The sequence below is a fragment of the Sporosarcina sp. BI001-red genome (genome assembly GCF_003384035.1).
Taxonomy (GTDB): Bacteria; Bacillota; Bacilli; order Bacillales_A; family Planococcaceae; genus Sporosarcina.
This window is the reverse complement of record NZ_QQAK01000009.1, coordinates 33,036-55,066: the sequence shown is the minus strand read 5'-3', so window position 1 is coordinate 55,066 and position 22,031 is coordinate 33,036. Positions and strand designations below refer to the sequence as shown.

Genomic DNA, 22,031 nt, shown 5'->3' with positions numbered 1-22,031 from the left:
CTTTCATGCTCAATTATTCAATAGATGAAAAATAATCAGTTAAGATCTTTTCAAGTTCCGGGGATAAGGGTAGCTGTTCTGTACGCTTTAAATAAGCATCTTTATATTGACCTACAACTTCCTCATAAGGTCTAATCGTTCCTCGTTCATTGGCTGTTTGTTTATCTTTGGAGTCGATTGAATTTCCATCTCCGAGCTTTCCATTGTCTTTATCCATACCTGCATCACTGCCAATACGATTATTCGGAATGGATAGCAAGTTTCTACCCCCTTGCCCTATTCCACCTCCGCCTTGTCCTTTGCCCTGGCCTTGTCCTTGTCCTTGTCCTTGCCCTTGACCTTGCCCTTGCCCTTGACCTTGTCCTTGTCCTTGTCCTTGTCCTTGCCCTTGTCCTTGTCCTTGTCCTTGTCCTTGCCCTTGACCTTGTCCTTGTCCTTGCCCTTGTCCGTTGCTTTGACTTTGGTTTTGCCCATTCCCCTGGCCTTGACCTTGACCTGGACTTTGGTTCTGCCCATTTCCCTGACTTTGGCCTCCAGATGGTTTGGCTGTTCCAGAAGAAGGTTTTCCTGAAGCTGGATTTTGTCCTCCAGTTGTTGAATTTTTATCACCATTGGAAGAAGGTGATGTTCCTGGTTCACGTCCCCCTGCACTAGATTGACCAGCTGCCAATTGTGGAATTGATGGGGCTTTTCCGATACTCGCTAAATCTTGATAGGCTTGATCAGCCTTTTCTGCAAGAGGACTTGAGAGCTTCTCCAATTCTGCCAACTGTTGTTTTTCATCAGATGACAGTCCTGCCTTACCTGGGCCACCCTCTTTGCTTTGCTTCTTCTCAAGCAACTGCATTTGTTGCAACTTCAACTCTTTTTGAGTTTTCACGAATTCCTTCAATGCCTTTTCAGATCCTTCTGCTTTCTTTAAGTCCGATGCAAGCTGCTCCAATTTCTTATTTATAGCAGGTGTTTTCGATCGCGTTATCTGTTTCTTCGTTTCTTTTACAAGGTCTTTCACGACTTCTTTTTCTTTCACTATGGTTTGTGCTTCTTGTTGTGCGGGTGAAGGTACTAAAAAAAGTGCACTCCATACCATAGCCGCCAAAACTCCACCAACTATTACCTTCCACTCTAGCGGTTTCTTTTTCCGCGATAAAAATAAGCTTTCTGCAGCTGGAAGTCTAACTCCGACGCGTTCCAGTAAAATCCCGCCAAATGATGAGGCTTGAATCTCTTTATCTAATATCGTCAAAAGTAGACTATCAGGTAAGTATCGATCCAATGTATAGATTGCTTGTGTACGCTTCACACGTTTCTTCAAAAATGCACAACCTGAAGCGAAGAGTACTAGTAAAGCAGCACCCCATGCATACACACTGTAATAAGGAAGGACGAACAATCTGGATATTGCCATGACTAGGGCTGCCGTACCAATCGCGATTGTAGTGCCACGAATAGCGAAAACAATTGCTTGCTCAAGTAGTAGACTTCTTCTTACTTTGTTAATTGCCCGATTGATCATTTCCAAATATCCAGATTGCGTAGCCATAGTTACTCGCCTCCTTATTTATTTTTTTTCATATTCACACGTAGTCGTTTTGTCGCGATCCAAATTGATACTATAGTGATCAAGCCATAAAAGAGTAAATAGCCAATCCATAGTGGAAATGTTACTTGTGTCATTTCTTGAACACTCATCCCAAGTTCGGGTGCCAACAAAGAAGCGAAGAAAATTTCAGGATTAATGGATGCTAGAAAGTGAGCTACGTAAGATTTGGAAGGCGTCATGCCCATCGTTCCAAACTGGTTCACTTGAATGATGATCAAAAACAAGAATGGGATGACAGCTGTGAAAAACAACATACTGCCATACGTAGCAATCATCGATACCGTTGTTCTGCGAACCAATGTTGAAAACAATACACCCAAACTCCCTATCGCTAGTAACGTGACAAATAAGAATAGGAGGGATTTCAAAAACAATACGGGTGAGATTCCACCAAACAGAAATACCATACTATATACTGGTAACCCCGCAAAGATTAGAAAAAGTAAAAATAAAACGGATGACAACAGCTTTCCTGTTACGATTTGGAACGAACTTTGAGATGTCGTAAGCAGCATCGGTAGTGTTTGTCGTTCACGCTCTCCACTTATAGTTCCTGCAGTCAGTCCTGGAGTAATGAACAGCACTAGCCCCAGTTGGATGAATGTTAAAAAAGTAAACAATAGGATACTTTCCGAAGGCTTGAAATAGATCGTTCCTGTCAAACTAGTTGTTGTGTAGATAAAGCCAAAAACAAAAATACACATCGCAAGCAAATAGAGCAACACTCCAGTAAAACTTTTGGAGCTTCGAAAACGGAGCTTCACTTCTTTAGCAAGAACAGGATTATTTAGTCTGCTTTTCATCAAGCTCCACTCCCTTCGTAATCTCCATGAATACATCTTCCAAATCTACAGAGTTCTCCGCAAATGACACAATATGAATACCTGATAAAACAGCTTCTCTTAACAATTGAAATTGCTGGATGTCATTTCCTTTAAACGTAAATGACAGCACACCTTCGTGAATTTCATGAGCGATAGAGGAAACAAATGGGCTTTCTTCAAAAAACGAGATTGCTGTACCACTCTCTTCTGCAATTCTTACAGAAATCGTTTTATCTCCTAAAAGTTGTGCCTGGATTTCCGAGACAGATCCGTGAGCGATCAGCTTGCCATTATCGATCACTCCAATTTCATCACACATCTCCGCGAGTTCAGGCAAAATGTGTGACGAAATCAGGATCGTTTTCCCTAAACTTTTCAACGAACGTAAAATGTCTCGCATTTCTACTCTAGCTCGGGGATCCAGCCCCGATGCAGGTTCGTCTAGTATAAGAACTTTCGGATCATGTATAAGACTTCTCGCAAGACATAAACGCTGCTTCATTCCCCTGGAAAGAGAGTCTACATATGCATCTCGTTTGTCTGTTAAGTTGACGAGTTCCAAGAGTTCCGTTATGAGTTGATTTCTTTTATCCACTGGAATTCCATAGCTAGCCCCGTAAAAATCTAAATACTCATGTGCTTTCAACTGATCATAGATTCCAAAAAAGTCAGGCATGTAGCCAATGAGTTTTCTAACTTCTTCAGGTTTCTTCGTAATGTCTACTCCATTAATGGTGACAGTTCCGGAAGTAGGCTGTAAGAGAGTGGCTAATATAAGGAAAGTCGTGGATTTCCCCGCACCATTCGCTCCAACAAAACCAAATACAGTTCCTTCTTCCAGTGACAACGTCAACTCGTCAAGTGCTTTAAATTGCCCGTACTTTTTTGTGAGATTGGAGATTTCTATCATTTTGCAACCTCCCCTGTTAAACGAAGTTCCGGTGGATGAGAGGGCTCACCCAATTGCGAATCATTGAAGTTCAGTTTGATCATCACTTTTCCATCCTTCGATACATAATCACTCGCAGGCTCTACAGTTGGCGACGATTTCCCTTCCAACAGCTCATAACTGCCTGTTTTCACATTAAAAACACTGACGTCATATTGGTTAAAATCTGTACCGAACAATTGAAGTTTCGTCCAACTTTCAACTTCCTCAGCAAAGTCTAATGGCAGTTGCCACGTCTGACTGTATTCCTTTTCCGAGAACAAATATTCTTTACTCACCTCATCCATCTCTTCGGCAGGATACCCTGAAGAGGAAAGAAGTTGCATTTCCATCAAGTCACCATCAACAGTAACCGTTCCTTTTAGCTTCGTTACAATATCAATCGGCTGTAACAACATAGAAATGGGAGAGTTTTTAGCTTTTCGATCATTTAATGAAAGTTCCATAATTTGAGTACCTGTCGTTGCTGACAACGTCGGTTTCAAGGAATCATTCATATGAATCGATGAAAAGCTCATGAGTCCTTCTTTTCTCATTTTTATGAGGTCGTCTTGATTGTTCGCCACTGGGCTCATGTAGCCATTTTGCGAAGAACTTCGTGCTCCCAAGGCAGTTGCTTTCACCTCTTTTTCAACGGTTATCGTTTCTCCAGCAGGGATCGAACCGAGTTCAATCGTTTTACTACCTGACAAAATCGCAACATCATTCACTGAAAACGGAAAGTTATTCGTAATTGTTCCCGTCAATTGCTTATCCTCTAGCTTTAAATCTGTTTCAAAATTACCAATCGCTTCAAGTTCTGTTTGACCATAAATCGATGCGACATTCCAAAACCCTAGATTTCTGAACGATAAAACCTCTTCAGTCGCGCCTTTTTCTAAAATAGCACGGTCAAGAGCCGAAATATTAGTTCCAAATATCGAGTTCATCGATGAATTTGTAGTGACTGTACTCGGTTTTTGAATTGAAAAAGTAAAGTCGCCTGACTTGTCTGTTAATAGGGATTCAGCATAATATCCCGATAATGTCTTGTCAGGATCAACGAGATAGACAGCGGAATGCTGGAGCTGTGAATTCCCCAAACGATCCTTTCCTCCATAAGCAAAAATTGCAAAAGAAACGACTACAGCGATGACAGGAATAATCCACCAAGCATGCTCCCTTTTATCTTTTTTGCGCAAAAACAAATAAAGAAGTGGAATAACCAAAATAATGTAAATAATTATAATGCCGAACAGTAGCGGCGTAGATACTTTAAAAGATGGGAAGAGTTCGTTTGTTTCGCCAACAGTCCACATCAAATCATCCGTTGGGGGTGTGTAATATATTTGAGAAGACCGCTGTTTCAATTGCTGACTACTCTTGTTCAATAAGTCTGTCCAAAAAGATTTGACACCTGTAGAAGACCTAAATGATTCACTACCGATTGAGAAAGTTGTCTGTAGAACCAAACCGGAACCTACAAGTTGAGAGGCTGCTAGAATCGTGTCGTCTTGCTGTAAGAGAATGGTTCCATCCGGTAATTTCTCTGCTTGGAATCCTGGAACAGGGTCTTTGAATTTATCATTGAATAAGGTCGGGGCAAACTCTTTACTGTCCTTGATTTCGAGAGGCAACAGTGAACTGAAGACACCCGCTTCAGCCGCCACATTCTGAGATCCTCCGATCAGTAGTGTTCCTCCTGCTTTAACCCATTCCAACATGGCATCCTGCTGTTTTGACGGGAGATCCGCTATGGAAAAGTTATCGATAGCCATAATATCTACTGCATCCCATCCTCCTGGTTCAGAGGGTAATGGAGATTGGTCTAATTTTGTTAAATTTAGAAGTTGCGTACCTTCTCTGCCTTTTAAGTATAAATCTTTCAACGAAGATAACCGATCGATATTATCCGCTAGCCCTGCAATGAAAAGAGCTTGCTCGGGGAAAGTTGTGGATGTAATGAGTTGCGATCCGGAGTGTGGTACTTCTTCACCCGATTTCCAACCATTTTCATAGAAAAAGATATTCTTCTTAACTGGATTTCCATACATCATCGGATCTTGAATGGAGTCGACTGTCAGTGTAACAGTTTGCTTTTCGCCTTCTCCAATTGCCAATGCAATTGATTGACCAACGCCTCCCGTTTGACTTGTTGTCGTATTGACAATCAAATCTCCGGCAAATGCTGTTCCTTTGTTTTCAATTGTGAAAACTATAGGGGCTCCTTTGCCATCCTTTGTTTTTTGGTCTAAACCTGTCTTAACGGACACATGTAAGTCAGGTGCAGCAAACGTAGTTGTCATCGGCCATAGTGTTATGATTCCGACTAGTACTAGTAACATTGCAAATGGCTTCCATAATGACTGTTTCAAATAGCTCGCCTCACTTTCTGAATTATTTTTCTACTTAATATCGGTAATTAATACGTTTTAGTTTCAAGAAAGTTCCATCATCCGAGAAGATTGGAATCATTTTCTAAAGAGCGTGCGTGAGCTTCAATCACTTTTGAAAAAGCATCCACTTGTTTTAATTCGAAACTGGACTCATAGCCGATCAAGTACGTATCTCTCGTCAGTTCAAATTCCGCTTCACTATTGAGCAATGGGATTTTATTCACCTGTTCGTCCCCGCGCAACGTAATGGAAGGTAAAATGGCATAACCAATTCCGTTTAAGACCAGCTGCCGACATGTTTCCATTTGATCAACCGTCAATTGTCTTCCTGGATTTTTCGAGAAATGTTTTTGCCACCATTGTTGAATTTCCGTATAATAGTTGGAATCGCTTTTAAATTGAATATAAGGACGTTCTGTATCTTTTAATTGCTGTAGCGAAGTGATTTCTTTATCCACTAAATACAACTGATCGCGGAACAAATAAGTACGTCTACTGTTCCACTCCACTTCCCCTCTCACAATCCCGACATGAGCTTCTCCCTCATAGAGAGCTTTTAAAATTTCCGATGTCCAACCAGTCATAAGCGAAATTTTCGAATCGGGGTATTGTTTTACATAATCTTTAAGAACTTCAGGAAGCCAAGTTTGTCCGACAATGGAGGCACATGCAATTTTAAGAGTTCCGTGCACTCTGTCTGCAAGCGCAGCAATTTGTTCGATCGTTTCTTCTTTTCTCTGGACAGTTTCTTTCGCAAACTCAATTACCAACTCACCTGCAGCAGTAGGTACTAGTCCTTTTTGGGAACGGACAAATAATTTGGCTCCCCATGTCTTTTCAATGGATTGCAGCCTCTGCGACAGCGCCGGTTGGGAGATAAATAACCGATCTGCTGCTTTTCTCATATTTCCTTCTTCCGCTAAGACTTTCATAATTTCGGTTGTATTCATTTAGTTGTTCAACATCCTTTTCAAGAAGCCATCGCTTCATCACTAGTATCTTCTCATTCTATCTAAAAAGAAGAGGCTCTTTGATAAGAGCCTCTTCTTTTCTGTTGATAACTATCAGCACGCACAGTTTATCTCGAGCTATATATATACTTCTTAAACTGCTTTAGCATCACACGGCGCGTTAAGATCCCAGCAAAGGTACCATCTTCATCCGTCACACATAAGAACGTGTGGTTAATGAGTAAATCCAATCCCTTTTGAAAGCGGTCAGTCGTCCTAATCATTGGTAAATCGGTTTGCATAATTTCATCCACCTTAAGATCAGAAAGCCGTTCATATTCAATTCTCTCTAAACCTAATATTGCATCTGTAATCATCCCAATGCCTAACAACCCTCTTAATTTATACTTTGCATCGAGTACAGGAATAGCTGAATATCCCGTCTTTGTGAGAACGAGTAATGCATGCTCTGCATTATTTCCAACCTGTACATGTGCAACTTTCTCAGAAGAAATCAGATAGTCGGATATTGGCATGACTAAAAAGTCACTATTATTCAAAGCAACCAATTTAAATCGCTCCTCCAGCAGCAATTTACTTGAAGCAATGCTGCACTTCTACTATATCATAGAGACCACTATAAAATGAATAAGTCATGAACGAATCGTAGGAGTATTTACCAGTCCCACAAAAAAACCTCTTTCTTATGAGAAAGAGGCCCAGTAGTAAAAAATAACGATCACAGTAAATATAGCGGCTACGAGAATGACCCACAAAATCGGATTTAATGTAAAGGGATGGTCCTCAATTGGCTCTGCTACACTTCGATCCTGTCTGTTGAGAACTCCATCCGGATTGTAATCTGGCTTTTTACGAATCGCCAGCACGCCAATGATGACAATCACCGCAACGACAACACCAATTGGAATCGCCCAAATATCAAACAATCTTACCCCTCCTCAACAGGCTTTTTTTTCTACCTGTTGAAATAGGATGTGCACTTCATGGCCAACCTATCCATTAAAACGGATATTGGTTCAGCCATTGACCGCCATCCAATGTCACAATTTCTCCATTCATGTAGGAAGCTTTGTCAGACATGATGAAAGCTGCGAGCTCAGCGATTTCTTCTGGTTTACCTACACGTCCAAGAGGTACGGATTGAATCGTTCTCTGTGCTGCTTTCTCTGATTGGAACAACTTTTCTGCTCCACCTGTACGTTCAATTGGACCTGGCGCGATTCCATTAACGCGCACACCATATTTTCTCCCCCACTCAACCGCAAGCGTTCTTGTCAACGACATAACTCCTGCTTTTGCTGCAGCAGAGTGAACGACCCCAGGGCCTGCATCCCATGCATACGTTGCCAACATATTTAATATCGCACCTTTTTGCTGCTTTTCTTTCCAGTAGTTCATGACAGCGCTTGAGCAGTAAAATGTTCCATTTAAAACAATATCGATTACTGACTTCCAACCATTTGGAGATAAGTCTTCTGCCTGAACAAGAAAATTCCCTGCCGCATTATTGACAAGTCCATCAATTTTACCAAACGTTTTGTCGGCATATTGGATGAGCGCTTCGATTGTTTCAATTTCACGAACATCCATTTGAAACGGATATGCATTTTCACCTATTTCCACTTTGGCAGCATTCAACTTCTCCAAGTCTCTTCCGGTGATAATGACATTTGCCCCGTCTTGAGCAAATTTCTTCGCCATGTATTTCCCCATACCATTCGATCCGCCTGTAACGATAATAACCTTTTGCTCTCCCATTATTATTACCCCCTTATAAAATGAATGAATATTCATTCAAAATTGTACCACAACTCTGACTTTTTTACATCCACTTCATCTGTCCGTGCACTGAACAAGAATCGTACAACAAAAGTTTCGAAGTCTTTATCGCTTTTTGTGTACTTATTTCTTATTTACTAGTACAATACTGTCAAATTGATGTTTTTAATATTAGATGGGAGGGCTACATATTGGCAGACGCCAATTCACTGCGGGAACTAGCCGTAGCAATCTATACGGTTAACCGACATGCTAAAACAGCTCCGGATAATCGACCACTTTACCAATTGAAGAAAGTAGCCATCACTAAACTTCTAGAAACAGGTGGCGCCGTAAAAGTTGGGTTGCACTTTGTAGAAAATCCAAAATACAGCAAACAGCATTCTACCGTCCTCGTACGTTGCGGGGAATTCCTCTTTCACACTCTCCCTGAAAAAGAAGACTTCGCACAGTTGCCACATTTAGGCGAGCAAGATATGGAGTTTAGGAATCCTCAGGAACGGATGAGTTTAAAGACCGCTCGTGATATGCTCACTAATTTTACGGGGATTCTGAAAGAGAGCGAACCAACACCTTCAGTAAAAAAAGCTCAACCGACAAAGAATAGACGGGTGTCAAATACTGAAGTTTTTCGTTCTTCCTATTTAGATGGGAAAAGATGAAAGGGACATGCCTAAATGGCGAGGCCACTGAAAAAGTCCTTTAAAGTTAGTTATGTGTAGGAAACTGTTGATTTCCGCTCCAGTCGGACGCTTTATGAGGGGCTTGATTTCAGCCTCCTCGTCGCTTCTCTTCTGCGGGGTCTTCAATCTTCACTGATCCCTCCAGAGTCACCGCCTTTTGCTCCAAACAACGAGGTTTCGTCAGTCATCTATAAAAGGATGTTCAATATCGAACTTTAAAAAAGAGTCCATCACTATAAAACAAGTGATGGGCTCTTTGCATTTGTTGTATAGTAAGCATGTTAATTTCAGTTGGTGTCGCAATGATTTCTAATCAAGAAACCTTACAACTCAGTCTCTATATGGCCATTTATGATCTTGTTGTCACGAAGGTCAATATGCTTCGTCAAATTAACGAACTATTGGATTCCACTTTCATTCTAGATGTATTAAAGAGTAAGTATTGCCTAGAGAACGGACGAAATGGTGCCTATTTTTTGATTATACAACGTGTTAGCTTGAAAAAAGTAAGTTTTTTAGTGGCCTCGCCTAAATGGCGTGTCCCTTTTTTTCATTGATACTGTTTGAAGAGAACTTGGGTACCTTTGTCACCATATCCTTTTGCCATAAGGTCTTCATATAAATGAATTGCTAGCTGCAATCCGGGAAGATCGAGATCCATGGCTTTCGCTTCCTCGAGTGCAATACGCAAATCTTTAAGGAAATGCTTCGTATAAAAGCCAGGTTCAAAATTTCCCGCTAGCATACGAGGCCCAAGATTCGAAAGTGACCAAGAACCAGCAGCTCCAGGAGAAATGGACTCTAATACACGCTCAGGATCCAGTCCAGCTTTTTCGGCATATGCAAGTGCTTCACAAACGCCAATCATATTGGTCGCAATGGCAAGCTGATTACTCATTTTTGTGTGCTGGCCAGCACCGGCACGCCCTTGAAGTACGATTTGACTTCCAAATAATGAAAAGATAGGTTTGACTTGCTCAAAAGTGGACTCATCCCCACCACACATAATCGAGAGCGTTCCATTTTTAGCTCCTACGTCTCCGCCAGAAACAGGAGCATCGAGTGATGTCATTCCTTTTTCAATAGCTGCTTTTTCAATCTTTTTTGCGAGTGCAGGACTTGAAGTCGTCATGTCCACTAGTATTTGTCCATTTGTTCCGTTAGCAAGAATCCCATTATCTTTTAAATAGATCTCTTCAACGTCACTAGGCATGCCCACCATCGTAAAAATAACATCCGCTTTTTGTACCGCTTCAGAGACCGTAGAAGCCCACTTAGCGCCTGCAGCAATAAGTGGCTCCGCTTTTTCCTTCGTACGCGTATGTACAGTTACTGGATGTCCTGCTTGAAGCAAATGACTGACGATACTTGCCCCCATTACACCTGTACCGATAAATGAGATACATTTCATTTTCTCTTCCCCCTTAAACTTATCTTCCTACATAATAATACCCTAAAACTCGTCATTTTCCCGCTTAAGAACAAAAAAGAGACGGCCCTGGGAAAGGACCGTCTTCAAAAGGGGGAAATGAGAATGTTGCTGTGTTCAATTGTAATATGCCCTTTTGACAAAGTTTTAAACACATTTAGCCTAATTTTTTATTTTTAAGTTGTATAGTACTTTCTAAAATACACGTATCTACTCCGGAGCCGTTTTGATCATATGCATGTAAATTTAACAAGTGATCCAACTCCACGCTCAGTTTTACCGTCTCTTTGGAGGACATACCTCTTTCTTCTGCAGTCTTCAAGAGTTCCCGGCGAATCATTTCAATTTTATATTCCAGATTATCCATAGACAGCCCTCCTGACGATTTATTACAAAGCTTAATATATCGTATCATAAAGCAAAAAAATATGTGTCAAAACCTTTCGACAATTCATGACAAATAAATGTCGAAACTATAATTATTTGTACATTCCATCGGTTCATGATACTTTACCTGTATTACTTTTGTTAAGTATACTAGGTTTAAACAGTTTCAGGAGGAGTTGAATCAGATGGAAGAAAAGGAAGAAATAGAAGAGTTGAATATCGCAGAAGTGGGAACTATTATTGAGTTCAAAGATGGATTACAAGGCATTGTGGAAAAAGTGAATGATAACTCGGTTATTGTAAATTTAACGTACATGGAAAACTTTGAGGATTTGGGTATTGAAGAAAAAACAGTCGTTAACCACAAACGCTATACAATCCTTCATAAAAAAGTGAATTGAAACTTATTTCATGTGTTTTCGTCAAATTGCATAAGGAGGAGATGTTCAAATGAAAAACAGAAAAATACTTTACACAGCACTCTCTGCCTCACTATTACTCGCAGCTTGTGGTACGGATACGAGTGATGAGGACAGCGATAAGCAGCCGATTGAAAATACCGACCAAGCAACAGATCCTGGTACTGATGGTGCTGAAGCTACTGACAGCGATACTGAAGGTACTGAAGCCACTGACAGTGAAACTGAGGGAGCTGAAGATACTGAAGGTACTGATGAGGACGCTACAAACGAAGAGGAAGCAACTAATGATTCTGATTCCGCAGCTGACAGCAGTGAAACTGATGACACAAGCGCACTAGAAGGTGCAACGGAAACTCTAAGCGATGAGCAAGACTTCAAAATTCAAGTACTCCCTACTTATAAATTGGTGAGTGAAGAACCTGGGCGTGACATTCTCTCCCATAAAGAACACGATGATAAGTTTATGGTCATCGGAACAATGCAAGCTTCTGAAACTGATTTTGACAAAGCTGTCGAAAATATGAAAGAAACACTTGCAGCTACGGGTACAGACGCATCCCCAGTTGAGTTGACAGATAAAACACAACTTCCAACTAACAAAGATCTTGAAAAAGTCCAAGCTTATCGTGTAGCCTCTACTGAAGGACCAATTACTGCAATGATCTTTCAGAAAAACGATATGATTGTTCGGGTCATGATGTACGACAACACCGATGAAAGTTATTACAAAGAATTTTTAAATATGGCTGAAACGATTGAAGCAAAATAAATACAAGTTAAAAAGCTGAACAGCGAATAGCTGTTCAGCTTTTTTCCGAAGATAAATCACGTATGGAGATACCTAATTTTTGAAGCAATTTCGTCGCCTGGTCCTGCTCCTCGCTACTCAAGGAAGACAACAAGTTACTGATGTTTTCAGCATGCCCAGGAAACAAGGAATCCATAATCTGTGTACCTTGCGCTGTAATTTCTACATACGTCACACGTTTGTCTATGGAGTTGACTTCACGTTGCAAAAAACCGTTTGACTCCAATTTGTTAATGACATACGTCATCGAACCACTTCGCATTAAAATCTTTTCACCAATTTTTTGGATAGGCTGTTTACCTTTGTGATACAGCAATTCAAGAACCGCAAACTCAGTCGGATTCAACCCTTTAGATGAGATTAGTCGATTCGTCTCTTCATGCAGCACTTTATTCGCTCGTGATAGAACTACGAACAACTTAAGTGCGCGTTCGTTTGCATTCTCCATAATTATTCACCCGCTGTTTTCCAATTTGTTCTATGAAGTTAGTATAGCCGGTTAAATAACAATTCGTCAAAAAAATAATGATTTTAAATTAGTTAGCTGAATACCGCTCATTAATCGTACAGTTCTCCAAATAGTGCTGAGGGAATACTAGCTTAAATGTCGTCCCACTTCCTGACTCACTTGATACTGCAACTGCCCCGCCTAAACCTTCCATCGTTTTTAGCACGAATGGGAGCCCTAAGCCGGTTCCTTCAGGTTTGGACGTGTAAAATGGCATGAACATATTTTTAACTTGTAGAGGTGACATACCCTTTCCTGTATCTGCAACAGAAAGTGTGAACGAGGTCCCTTCTGCCTTTTCCAGTTTCAAGGTTAATATTCCTCCTGGTTCCATTGCTTCGAATGCATTTTTAAAGATATTCAAGAGAACTTGTTTAATCTTATCCGCATTGGAATAGATCATTGAATTACAGAAGGAAGCATCATGCCAGTCGATATGAATCGATTCAAACATCGCTTTCGGCTTCATGATCTCGAGTACTTTTGTAATCAGAACACCTAGGGAGAACTGTGTAAATTTCTCTTCCGTTGGTTTCGACAACATGAGCATTTCATTCAAAATGGCTTCCATCCGCTGCAATTCATCATCGACTACAGACAAATATTTTGCTGTATCTCCAGTTGCAGTCACTTCCATCAGCTGCACAAATCCTTTTAATGTCGTCATTGGATTGCGGATTTCATGTGCAATACTTGCGGCCATTTGTCCAACTGTTGACAGAGATCCCGAATGATCGAGTTTTCTGCGCAATATTTCCATTTCAGTGCAGTCACGCATTTCCACGATATACAAGTCACAATCGCTATTATAAGTAGCATGTATTTCTAAGAATTGAATAGTATTCGGTTCGTTTTCAAAGCGTTCAGTAAATTTGATTTTCCCGAACGTTTTAAGTGTATTCATGTGCGCATCATATTGATCTTCAGCATGGCTTTTTTGTGTATTAAACTTTCTGTATAACGATTGAATGCGCTTTCCAATAACTGCACTTTTCGTCAGATTGAATAATTCACTAATCCTATTATTGACATCGATAATGAAACCTTCATTATTCACGATCATCGTTAACTGCGAGGCATGCGTAAAACAACCTACATAATCTCTTGGTGGCAGTTCTGTACATATCGCTGGTAACACAAATGTTAAGACAGCTTGGTTTGTGTCACTTGAGTAAAAAGCATGAGTGTTACATAAACACTCTAGGTTACCTTCAGTAATCATGACGAGATTGTCTAGCATACTTATTTTTGTCTCATTACAATTTTCCTTGAAGTCATTCCAGCTGCGCAACCCATTTTTCTTAAGTATCGATAATAAGTTATCACTTTTACCTATTGAAAACTTTTTCGAAAAAACGAAATTTGCCTCAGCAATGACACCATCCATATTGACCAAAATACAAGGGTGACGATTGTCCATAACGAAAAGTGATTCATAACTGCTCACATTTTCTAATTGTTCAAGCATTCTTTACCCCCTCAAAGACTATCAAGACAAGATATGAAATAGCACCCGTTATTATAACTTATATAGAAAACGAATCATTCTGCATAATTCAGATTATTTCATATCTCGACCATTCCTCATATAGGCCTTTGGAATTATATTGTTCAAGTTTTCTTCCAGACAAGGTTATTCTAAGAAATAATGGATGATTTTTTAGAATAGCCTCAAAGAATTTCATGTCCAAACAAATTCAATTATCCTATTATCACTCGCTCTTTCGGATAGCGGAAAGAAGTTTTGTTCACTTTCCCACCTAAGGTGAAGAGGAATGATATGAGCCCAACTCGTCCGATGAACATTAAAGCCATGATGATGATTTTCCCCGGAATTGATAAATCAGCAGTAATCCCAAGCGACATACCGCATGTTCCGAATGCAGAGGTAATCTCAAACAGTAAAGAGACTACCGGAACTCCCGGCTCAGTAATCAATAAAATGAGAAGAGCCGTCATAACCATGAAACCCGCGAGTAAAATGACAGCATATGATCGGAAAATATCCACCAGCTTGATACGTCGTTTAAATATGTGAATGACATCTTTCCCTTTTGCAAAGTTAATGAGAAAGAGGACCGCAATCGCAAAGGTTGTTGTTCGTATCCCCCCGCCCACTGAACTTGGCGAAGCACCGATAAACATTAACGAGCTGATGACGATATCTGTGGCGTCACTGAAGCTGGTAATATTATAGGTCGTTAAACCTGCAGAACGTGCTGAAACTGAGTGAAATAGGGAAGAAAAAATCTTTTCATGCCAAGACATCCCTTTAAAAGAATGAAAAGACTCTAAAATATAGATCATCACTGCCCCGAATACTAAAAGTAATCCGAATGTGGATGTCGTGATTTTAGTAAATAACGAAAAACGGAAATGAGGAACCTTTTTTGAAAAGAAACTTTTCACTTCTACAAGAACTGGGAATCCTATTGCCCCTAAAATAATCAGCACCATGATAATAGTTTGGACAAAATAGTCGTTGAAGTATGGCAATAGGGAGGCATCTGTAATATCAAATCCTGCATTTGTTGTAGCAGAGACCGACAAGAACATGCCATTTAATAATGCTTCTGAAAATGACCCATACACCGGCATAATGTAAATGGTCAGAATAATTCCACCAATAAGTTCAATTAGGAAAATGATCCGTACAATTTGTTTAATCAGTTGAACAACGCCGGCTAAAGAGTACTGATTGTGATCCACCATAATTAGCTGTCGTTCGCGGAGTCCGATACGCTTCTTCACAAGTAGCCAAAAAAATGTACCTATCGACATAATGCCGATACCGCCTAGTTGCAGGACGAGCATGAGCATACATAGTCCGAATACGGAATACGTGCCCGCAATACTAATCGGAGTCAATCCTGTAACACTCACCGCACTCACGGAGGTGAATAAGCTGTCAATGAATGAGATTTTCACACCGGGGTTGTAAACGCCGGGCAAATTTAATAACAAAAAAGAACATGCGATAGCTAAAAAGTAATAAAATACGATTAATTGAGCAGGTGTGAACCTGCGTAAACTTTCACGGTTAAGTTTCATCTAATATCCGATCCTTTCCTTCAGGAGGACATAATCATACCATAATCGAATTTATCCTGTCAGAGAAATTCAGTTCCTTTTTAGCATGGGCACCTAGTACCATTTTCAACCTAGCATTTACGATCCACTAGGCATTTCTTTCATTGGAAGTAAAAAACTGTCCAGCGCAACGGATCTAATCCGCGCTGGACAGTTTTAATTGAATTACTTCGAAGTTTTTCGCTTGCTTGCAACAGCTGTTAAATAACCACCTATAGCAATGGCTGCAAGGACAGTCCAGAAAATAAGTTTCCAAATAGTCGAGTGTGGAAACTCTGTATCGATAATTTGCACATTAGGATGTGCAAGTGTCATAACCGCAAGTTTAACTCCTACCCATCCTACAATTAGGAAGGCAGCTGTTTCAAGTGCAGGGAATTTCTCTAGCAAGGTTACAAATTGACGAGCAGCGAATCTGATTAAGATAAGCCCTACAATTCCGCCAATCAACATAACGGTAAATTGCCCACCATTTATGCCACCAATGTGGAAGTCACCTAGTTCTGGAAGTGTGACAGCAAGTGCCACAGCTGCAAGCATGGAGTCCAGTGCAAATGCGATATCTGCAAGTTCCACTTTCAATACAGTAAACCAAAAACCAGACTCTTTACGTTTTTTCTTAGTCGAATTTTCATTTTTATGATGTTTTTGATCATAAATATTTTTGATCGATATATACAATAAGTAAATTGCACCTAACGCCTGGATTTCCCAATAGTTCACTAGATAAGTGATGAAAAACAGAGCAGTGAATCGGAAAACAAATGCTCCAACCAGTCCGTAAAACAATGCTTTCTTCTGTTGTAACTTAGGTAGGTGTTTCACCATAACTGCCATAACCACGGCATTATCTGCTGCGAGAAGACCTTCCAAAATAATTAGTACGAGTAGCACCCACGCGTATTCAAAGAAAATCGATTCCAAGAAAAATTCCTCCTTTTTTTCAATCAAAAAAACCCTCACCTAATAAAAGGCAAAGGTCTCGCTAAGTCGGAATTCGTAAAAAATCCAGCTATCATAACCGATGGCGCTGTATCACCATGTATTGACGACTATGAAATAGGTTTCCCTATAGCTACTCCCCTTTGACAAACGTCAAAGACATTCAGTTGTTGGGTACTTTTCTCCCTTTATTATACTAATCATCAGCTGTTCTGTAAACTAAACATCCACTTTTTTAAATAATTTTCATCTAGATGTTTTAGTTTTGACACAATCGGGACCAGTCAGGAGAATCGTATTTTGTAGCTGCTGTTCTTTCCCTAAAACATTCCTTTGCAGATACTCACACTATATGAGAAATCGATGCAGTATATGAATGATTGTCCTATTCCTAGAATACGAAAAAGTAGAGGGATTTTCTCCTCTACTTTTAAGTCAAATTTTAGTTATCGTTTTGCTTATCGACAGCTTTTATTGGACGTGCACGTCTCCTTGTTTCTTTATCGAACAGACTATAGATGATTGGAACGATGAAGAGTGTCAAGAACGTGGAGCTGATAAGTCCTCCAATTACTGCAATTCCCATTGGCTGGTTTATTTCTGTTCCTTCACCGATGCCAAGGGCTAATGGTAGCAAGCCCAGGATTGTTGTTAGTGCTGTCATAAGAATTGGACGCACCCGGTTTTTCACAGAGATGACAATCGCATCATACGATCCCATCCCTTTTTCCTTTTGCTGATTAATATAGTCAACTAGGACAATCCCGTTGTTAACGACAATTCCTACTAATACAAGAATCCCTATGATTGATGTAACACTAATTGGTGTATTCGTTGCGAACAACCCTATTGCGACACCGATTATCATCAATGGAACAGAGAACATGATAACGAATGGGTATTTGAAAGACTCGAACTGCGCCGCCATTACAATGTAAACAAGAACGACTGCAAGTATGAGTGCCAACAACATGTCGTTCGCTGCGCTCTCAAATAGTTCACGGTCCCCACTGTAGGACATTTTCACTTCATCGGGCAACTTGAGTCCTTCTATTGCTTCGTTCACGGATTTAGTTATTTCCCCAAGTGATTTATCATTTTCATACTTCACATCATATGAAACGGAGTGTGCCTGGTCAACACGTTGAATGGCGACCGGCCCTTCAGCAATGTCAATTTTAGCGATCTGTCCTAATTTGACGAATTGTCCAGTCGGAGTACGGAGTTTAATCTTTCGTAGAGCGCCCGTATCTTTATAAAACTTTTTGTCATACTGGACTTTCACCGTTAACACTTGATCATTTTCATCGACAATCTGCGTGGCAAATGTACCTCGCGTAACGTCTGTAATCGTTTGAGCGACTTGATAAGGAGCTAATCCAAAATCAGCAGCTAGCTTTTGATCGACAGTTACTTGGACTTCCTCAACGGTATCCATTAAGTTATTAGATACTTCTGTAATCCCATCTAACTTTCTGAGAGTATCATCGATTTTTTCAGTTGCTTCATTTAAACGCGTTTCGTTTGTGTCTTCTATTGAAAACGATAACGTATTAGGACTTGAACCTGCAGCAGCTTGTACGTTAAAGCTAACTTCAGCAGTGTCCCCAATCGCTTTGTTTACTTTCGGTTTCACATCATCCATGAAATCGAACACTGAACGCTCTCGATCCCCCAACGGTTTCAGCTTCACATACATTTCTGCTGTATCCGCTTGAGATCCTCCTTGTGCGATAGACTGTTGGGTTCCTCCAACTAGACTGACGTATACATCCACATCTTTTTGTTCTTTCAGAACCTCTTCAACCTTTTTCACTGTTGCATTCGTTGTTTCGAGAGAAGATCCATTTGGAAGGTCTACGTTAATACTGAAAAAACCTTCATCGGTTGATGGCAAGAATTCCGTCCCTACTTTAAACAGTCCAAATGCACTGACAACGAGTAAAACTACAGTCATAGACAGAATGAGGAATCGATGTGCCAAAGACCATTTAATAGATTTCTCAAAAGTATTAAGCGTCTTCGAGCGTCGTCTTCGAGCTTCTATGTTGCGACGTGGTTTGCGTAGCATCCGGCTCGCCATCATTGGTACAACGGTCAATGCAACCACAAGAGATGCAAATAGACTAAACGAAATGGTTAACGCAAATTGTGTAAAGATTTGTCCAATCAACCCGCTTATGAAAATAACAGGAACAAAGACGGCCAGTGTCGTCAAAGTGGACGCAATGATTGCCCCGCTGACTTCCTTCGCCCCTTCGCTTGCTGCAACTTTGCGATCTTTCCCCATCGCTAAGTGTCGTTCTATATTTTCAATGACAACTATGGAATTGTCCACGAGCATTCCGATTCCGAGAGCTAATGCTCCTAATGTCATAATATTGAGCGAGAAGTCTGCAAAGAACATGAGAACAAATGTGACAATAACTGAATAAGGGATGGCAACGCCTATAATAATTGGACTTCTAATTCCCTTAAGGAAGAAGAAGAGCACGATCATGGCGAAGAGACCACCAAGAATGAGTGATTGACCTATGTTATTGATGGCCAATTTCACGTAATCACCTTGGTCAAACAATATATCTGCATCTATGCCTTTAAATTTTTCCTCACCTAAAAGGCGATCTAATGATTGTTTAAAAGAATTGGATACTTCAGCGGTATTCGCACCTGATTCCTGGAGCACAGAAAGTAATACAGCTTGTTGATCATTTGCACGAGTTACCGTACCACTATTAGCTTCTGCGCGGGCAACAGATGCAACATCTTTTACGTACATCCGCTTTCCTGTCACTGGATTTGATCCAATGATGACGTTTTTCACATCTTCCGCTGAATTAAGAGTGCTAATAATTCTTGTTGTCAGCTGTTTGCCCCCTGATGCACTAACAGGCTCACCTGGCATCGTTACATTCGAAGCTTGTACTGCTTGTAATACGTCTGCTTGAGTCAATCCATTCTTTTCTAGCTTATTTTCATCTAAAACAATTTGAATTTCTTCAACTAGTTTACCAGATACACTAACACTTGCGACGCCTTCCGTTTGGCGTAATTCAGTTTCCAATTCTTCAGCAATCTTCCGAATATCTACATCTTCAGAAGCTGTTTTTAGTGAGAGCTGAATGACTGGGAATTGCGATGGGTCAAACTTCATGAAGCGGGGCTTGTCCGCTCCTTCTGGTACTGGTACCTGATCAATGCGCTGTAAGATATCGAGCTGGACGTCATCGATATTTGCAGACCAGTCAAACATCATGAAAACGAGTGTGGCGCCTTCTTGAGAAGTGGATTGCAAGGACTTTAATCCAGGGGCTGTGGATAAGCTTTCTTCCAATGGCTTGGTTAGCTTCTCACTGACTTCCGTTGGTGAAGCACCCCCATAATTCGCAACGACTACTGCGACAGGCGGATTAAGATCCGGGATAAGTGTAACGGGTATCTTTAAAAAAGATACGACTCCTAGAATGATGATTAAAAACATCGTGACGATCGTAAATACTGGGCGTTTAATCGAAAAATCACTAATTTTCATGTACGCGTCCCCTTTTATCTGAAATACAGTACTTTCATCATATGCAATGCAACGCTTGAGTTCAAACAGAACGTTTGAAAATTTTGAGATAGTAAAAAAACCCGTTCACAATATGTAACGGGTTTTTGAAGTGTTCGTTTACTTATAACAAACTATATAATCGGATATCCGGGAATTTGTCACTGAACCAACGCATTGCAAAGTCGTTTTCGAAAAGGAATACTAAATTATCAAAACGGTCTTTTACGAGCATGGAACGTGGTCCTGTCATGGATTCTTTTACGTCTGATTCGTTTTCGATCCAGCGCGCTACTTTTGAGCCAATATGCTCCATTTGGACTTCGACGTTGTACTCGTTTTTCATACGGTGCTCAAATACTTCAAACTGTAGTTGACCTACTGCACCCAGAATAACTTCTTCCGTATGAAGCGTTTTATAATATTGGATAGCCCCTTCTTGAACCAACTGCAAAATACCCTTATGGAAGTGTTTTGACTTCATGACGTTCTTTGCAGTGACTCTAACAAATAACTCTGGATTGAACTGCGGCAATGCTTCGAATTGGTACGTGGCCTTGCCTCCAACGACAGTATCCCCAATTTGATAGTTCCCCGTATCATACAATCCAATAATGTCTCCCGCTACTGCTTCATTCACGGTTTCTCGATCATCTGCAAGAAATTGAGTGGTCTGAGACAGCTTTACTGTTTTCCCTATACGAGGAATGTTAACAGTCATTCCTCTTTCAAACGAACCAGACACAATTCGAACGAATGCGATACGATCCCGGTGTGCAGGGTTCATATTTGCCTGAATCTTGAAGATGAATCCTGAGAATTCATCCGTCAATGGATCGACATATTGTTCGTTCTCTGTGATGCGTGGTTGAGGAGAGGGCGCAAAGTTTAAAAATGTCTCTAAAAATGTCTGAACACCAAAGTTTGTCAAAGCACTACCGAAGAATACAGGTGTAAGCTCTCCCTTTGTGACACGGGCTTCATCAAAGGAATTTCCGGCTTCTTCTAATAACAGTGCGTCTTCCACTGCTTGTTTGTAATAAGATGTCTCCATCATAGGATGAGGATTGGCAAGTTGACCTTCTTCGTTCAGCTCAAGAAACTTTTCTTCCCCTTCAACGCGGGCTTGTTCAATGCGATTGTTGAAGCGATCGTAAATCCCTATGAATTCTTTTCCCATACCGATTGGCCAGTTCATTGCGTAGGATTCGATGCCCAGAACCTCTTCCAATTCTTCCATTAACTCAAGTGGTTCTTTACCTTGTCGGTCCATTTTGTTGATGAATGTAAAAATAGGGATACCCCGCATGCGACAAACTTTGAAAAGCTTGATGGTTTGAGGCTCGATACCTTTTGCTGAGTCTACCATCATGACTGCTGCATCGACTGCCATTAGCGTACGATACGTATCTTCACTGAAGTCTTCGTGTCCTGGTGTATCTAGAATGTTGACCCGTTTCCCATCGTAATCGAACTGCAAAACAGAGGAAGTCACTGAGATACCCCGTTGTTTTTCGATCTCCATCCAGTCAGACGTGGCATACTTCCCACTCTTCTTTCCTTTAACCGTCCCAGCATCACGGATTGCGCCACCGAAATAAAGCAGTTTTTCTGTCATCGTAGTTTTCCCGGCATCCGGGTGAGAAATGATGGCGAATGTTCGTCGTGAGGCAATTTCCTGTTGCATATTTTTAGTCATTTCCTTATTCTC

The 22,031-nt window shown here is 40.7% G+C and carries 19 protein-coding genes and 1 pseudogene; 4 read left to right on the top strand and 16 right to left on the bottom strand.

The features are described 5' to 3' along the window. Positions 1 to 13: 13 nt before the first annotated feature. The 8 genes from DVB69_RS17655 to fadH all read right to left on the bottom strand — a co-directional run bounded on the left by DVB69_RS17655 (position 14) and on the right by fadH (position 8,480). Positions 14 to 1,543 carry a hypothetical protein gene (locus tag DVB69_RS17655; RefSeq protein ID WP_199562788.1) on the bottom strand — a complete coding sequence of 510 codons (1,530 nt, stop codon included), beginning with the start codon at positions 1,541 to 1,543 and terminating at the stop codon, positions 14 to 16. 14 nt (positions 1,544 to 1,557) lie between these two features. Further along, positions 1,558 to 2,406: an ABC transporter permease gene (locus tag DVB69_RS02015; protein WP_116016062.1), complete on the bottom strand. Its 849-nt coding sequence runs from the start codon at positions 2,404 to 2,406 to the stop codon at positions 1,558 to 1,560. Next, positions 2,387 to 3,337 (bottom strand): ABC transporter ATP-binding protein, encoded by a 951-nt coding sequence (locus tag DVB69_RS02010; protein ID WP_116016060.1) that lies wholly within the window; start codon positions 3,335 to 3,337, stop codon positions 2,387 to 2,389. The genes DVB69_RS02015 and DVB69_RS02010 overlap by 20 nt, the downstream gene beginning before the upstream one ends. Further along, on the bottom strand, positions 3,334 to 5,730 hold the full coding sequence (locus tag DVB69_RS02005; protein ID WP_116016058.1) for a hypothetical protein: 2,397 nt from the start codon (positions 5,728 to 5,730) through the stop codon (positions 3,334 to 3,336). The genes DVB69_RS02010 and DVB69_RS02005 overlap by 4 nt, the downstream gene beginning before the upstream one ends. A 77-nt stretch (positions 5,731 to 5,807) precedes the next feature. Next, positions 5,808 to 6,701, bottom strand: coding sequence for a transcriptional regulator CcpC (locus DVB69_RS02000; protein WP_116016055.1), 894 nt, complete (start codon positions 6,699 to 6,701; stop codon positions 5,808 to 5,810). Positions 6,702 to 6,829: 128 nt separating this feature from the next. Further along, a complete protein-coding gene (cbpB, locus tag DVB69_RS01995; RefSeq protein WP_116016053.1) occupies positions 6,830 to 7,270 on the bottom strand; it encodes a cyclic-di-AMP-binding protein CbpB in 441 nt (146 codons plus the stop codon). A gap of 135 nt (positions 7,271 to 7,405) precedes the next feature. Continuing rightward, complete coding sequence (locus tag DVB69_RS01990) at positions 7,406 to 7,648, bottom strand: hypothetical protein (RefSeq protein WP_116016051.1); 243 nt, start codon at positions 7,646 to 7,648, stop codon at positions 7,406 to 7,408. A gap of 73 nt (positions 7,649 to 7,721) precedes the next feature. Beyond that, a complete protein-coding gene (gene fadH / locus DVB69_RS01985; protein ID WP_116016049.1) occupies positions 7,722 to 8,480 on the bottom strand; it encodes a 2,4-dienoyl-CoA reductase in 759 nt (252 codons plus the stop codon). Between the two features lie 212 nt (positions 8,481 to 8,692). On the opposite strand from fadH, the gene DVB69_RS01980 reads away from it, so the two are divergent. Together DVB69_RS01980 and DVB69_RS17990 are read left to right on the top strand one after the other, a co-directional pair. Further along, entirely contained in the window at positions 8,693 to 9,163 is a 471-nt protein-coding gene (locus DVB69_RS01980; protein WP_233505298.1) for a YkyB family protein, read from the top strand. Positions 9,164 to 9,486: 323 nt separating this feature from the next. Then, a pseudogene (locus tag DVB69_RS17990) lies at positions 9,487 to 9,648 on the top strand (IS5/IS1182 family transposase); the annotation flags it as partial. 86 nt (positions 9,649 to 9,734) lie between these two features. Here DVB69_RS17990 and DVB69_RS01970 read toward each other — a convergent pair. Further along, positions 9,735 to 10,595 carry an NAD(P)-dependent oxidoreductase gene (locus DVB69_RS01970; RefSeq protein ID WP_116016045.1) on the bottom strand — a complete coding sequence of 287 codons (861 nt, stop codon included), beginning with the start codon at positions 10,593 to 10,595 and terminating at the stop codon, positions 9,735 to 9,737. 175 nt (positions 10,596 to 10,770) lie between these two features. Next, entirely contained in the window at positions 10,771 to 10,980 is a 210-nt protein-coding gene (locus DVB69_RS01965; protein WP_233505297.1) for an aspartyl-phosphate phosphatase Spo0E family protein, read from the bottom strand. A 205-nt stretch (positions 10,981 to 11,185) separates the two neighbouring features. Between DVB69_RS01965 and DVB69_RS01960 the strand changes: the two genes are divergently transcribed. Continuing rightward, entirely contained in the window at positions 11,186 to 11,401 is a 216-nt protein-coding gene (locus tag DVB69_RS01960) for a YkvS family protein (RefSeq protein WP_116016043.1), read from the top strand. A gap of 49 nt (positions 11,402 to 11,450) precedes the next feature. Next, positions 11,451 to 12,191: a hypothetical protein gene (locus tag DVB69_RS01955; protein ID WP_116016041.1), complete on the top strand. Its 741-nt coding sequence runs from the start codon at positions 11,451 to 11,453 to the stop codon at positions 12,189 to 12,191. A 34-nt stretch (positions 12,192 to 12,225) separates the two neighbouring features. On the opposite strand, the gene DVB69_RS01950 is transcribed toward DVB69_RS01955, so the two are convergent. The 6 genes from DVB69_RS01950 to DVB69_RS01925 all read right to left on the bottom strand — a co-directional run bounded on the left by DVB69_RS01950 (position 12,226) and on the right by DVB69_RS01925 (position 22,019). Next, positions 12,226 to 12,678, bottom strand: coding sequence for a MarR family winged helix-turn-helix transcriptional regulator (locus tag DVB69_RS01950; RefSeq protein ID WP_116016039.1), 453 nt, complete (start codon positions 12,676 to 12,678; stop codon positions 12,226 to 12,228). An 88-nt stretch (positions 12,679 to 12,766) separates the two neighbouring features. Continuing rightward, a complete protein-coding gene (locus DVB69_RS01945) occupies positions 12,767 to 14,206 on the bottom strand; it encodes an ATP-binding protein (RefSeq protein WP_116016037.1) in 1,440 nt (479 codons plus the stop codon). A 233-nt stretch (positions 14,207 to 14,439) separates the two neighbouring features. Next, positions 14,440 to 15,789, bottom strand: a complete 1,350-nt coding sequence (locus DVB69_RS01940) for a TrkH family potassium uptake protein (protein WP_116016035.1) — start codon at positions 15,787 to 15,789, stop codon at positions 14,440 to 14,442. A 204-nt stretch (positions 15,790 to 15,993) separates the two neighbouring features. After that, on the bottom strand, positions 15,994 to 16,752 hold the full coding sequence (locus DVB69_RS01935; protein ID WP_116016033.1) for a TerC family protein: 759 nt from the start codon (positions 16,750 to 16,752) through the stop codon (positions 15,994 to 15,996). Between the two features lie 460 nt (positions 16,753 to 17,212). After that, positions 17,213 to 20,302: an efflux RND transporter permease subunit gene (locus tag DVB69_RS01930; RefSeq protein WP_116016031.1), complete on the bottom strand. Its 3,090-nt coding sequence runs from the start codon at positions 20,300 to 20,302 to the stop codon at positions 17,213 to 17,215. Between the two features lie 142 nt (positions 20,303 to 20,444). Then, positions 20,445 to 22,019, bottom strand: coding sequence for a peptide chain release factor 3 (locus tag DVB69_RS01925; RefSeq protein ID WP_116016029.1), 1,575 nt, complete (start codon positions 22,017 to 22,019; stop codon positions 20,445 to 20,447). Positions 22,020 to 22,031 lie beyond the last annotated feature (12 nt).

What these genes read in the sequence shown, in the direction of transcription:
- DVB69_RS01950 (WP_116016039.1), bottom strand. Translation starts at nt 12,678, where the DNA reads ATGGAGAATGCAAACGAACGCGCACTTAAGTTGTTCGTAGTTCTATCA.
- DVB69_RS01960 (WP_116016043.1), top strand. Translation starts at nt 11,186, where the DNA reads ATGGAAGAAAAGGAAGAAATAGAAGAGTTGAATATCGCAGAAGTGGGA.
- DVB69_RS01945 (WP_116016037.1), bottom strand. Translation starts at nt 14,206, where the DNA reads ATGCTTGAACAATTAGAAAATGTGAGCAGTTATGAATCACTTTTCGTT.
- DVB69_RS01970 (WP_116016045.1), bottom strand. Translation starts at nt 10,595, where the DNA reads ATGAAATGTATCTCATTTATCGGTACAGGTGTAATGGGGGCAAGTATC.
- DVB69_RS01940 (WP_116016035.1), bottom strand. Translation starts at nt 15,789, where the DNA reads ATGAAACTTAACCGTGAAAGTTTACGCAGGTTCACACCTGCTCAATTA.
- DVB69_RS02000 (WP_116016055.1), bottom strand. Translation starts at nt 6,701, where the DNA reads ATGAATACAACCGAAATTATGAAAGTCTTAGCGGAAGAAGGAAATATG.
- DVB69_RS01930 (WP_116016031.1), bottom strand. Translation starts at nt 20,302, where the DNA reads ATGAAAATTAGTGATTTTTCGATTAAACGCCCAGTATTTACGATCGTC.
- DVB69_RS02015 (WP_116016062.1), bottom strand. Translation starts at nt 2,406, where the DNA reads ATGAAAAGCAGACTAAATAATCCTGTTCTTGCTAAAGAAGTGAAGCTC.
- DVB69_RS17655 (WP_199562788.1), bottom strand. Translation starts at nt 1,543, where the DNA reads ATGGCTACGCAATCTGGATATTTGGAAATGATCAATCGGGCAATTAAC.
- DVB69_RS01955 (WP_116016041.1), top strand. Translation starts at nt 11,451, where the DNA reads ATGAAAAACAGAAAAATACTTTACACAGCACTCTCTGCCTCACTATTA.
- DVB69_RS02010 (WP_116016060.1), bottom strand. Translation starts at nt 3,337, where the DNA reads ATGATAGAAATCTCCAATCTCACAAAAAAGTACGGGCAATTTAAAGCA.
- fadH (WP_116016049.1), bottom strand. Translation starts at nt 8,480, where the DNA reads ATGGGAGAGCAAAAGGTTATTATCGTTACAGGCGGATCGAATGGTATG.
- DVB69_RS01965 (WP_233505297.1), bottom strand. Translation starts at nt 10,980, where the DNA reads ATGGATAATCTGGAATATAAAATTGAAATGATTCGCCGGGAACTCTTG.
- DVB69_RS01925 (WP_116016029.1), bottom strand. Translation starts at nt 22,019, where the DNA reads ATGACTAAAAATATGCAACAGGAAATTGCCTCACGACGAACATTCGCC.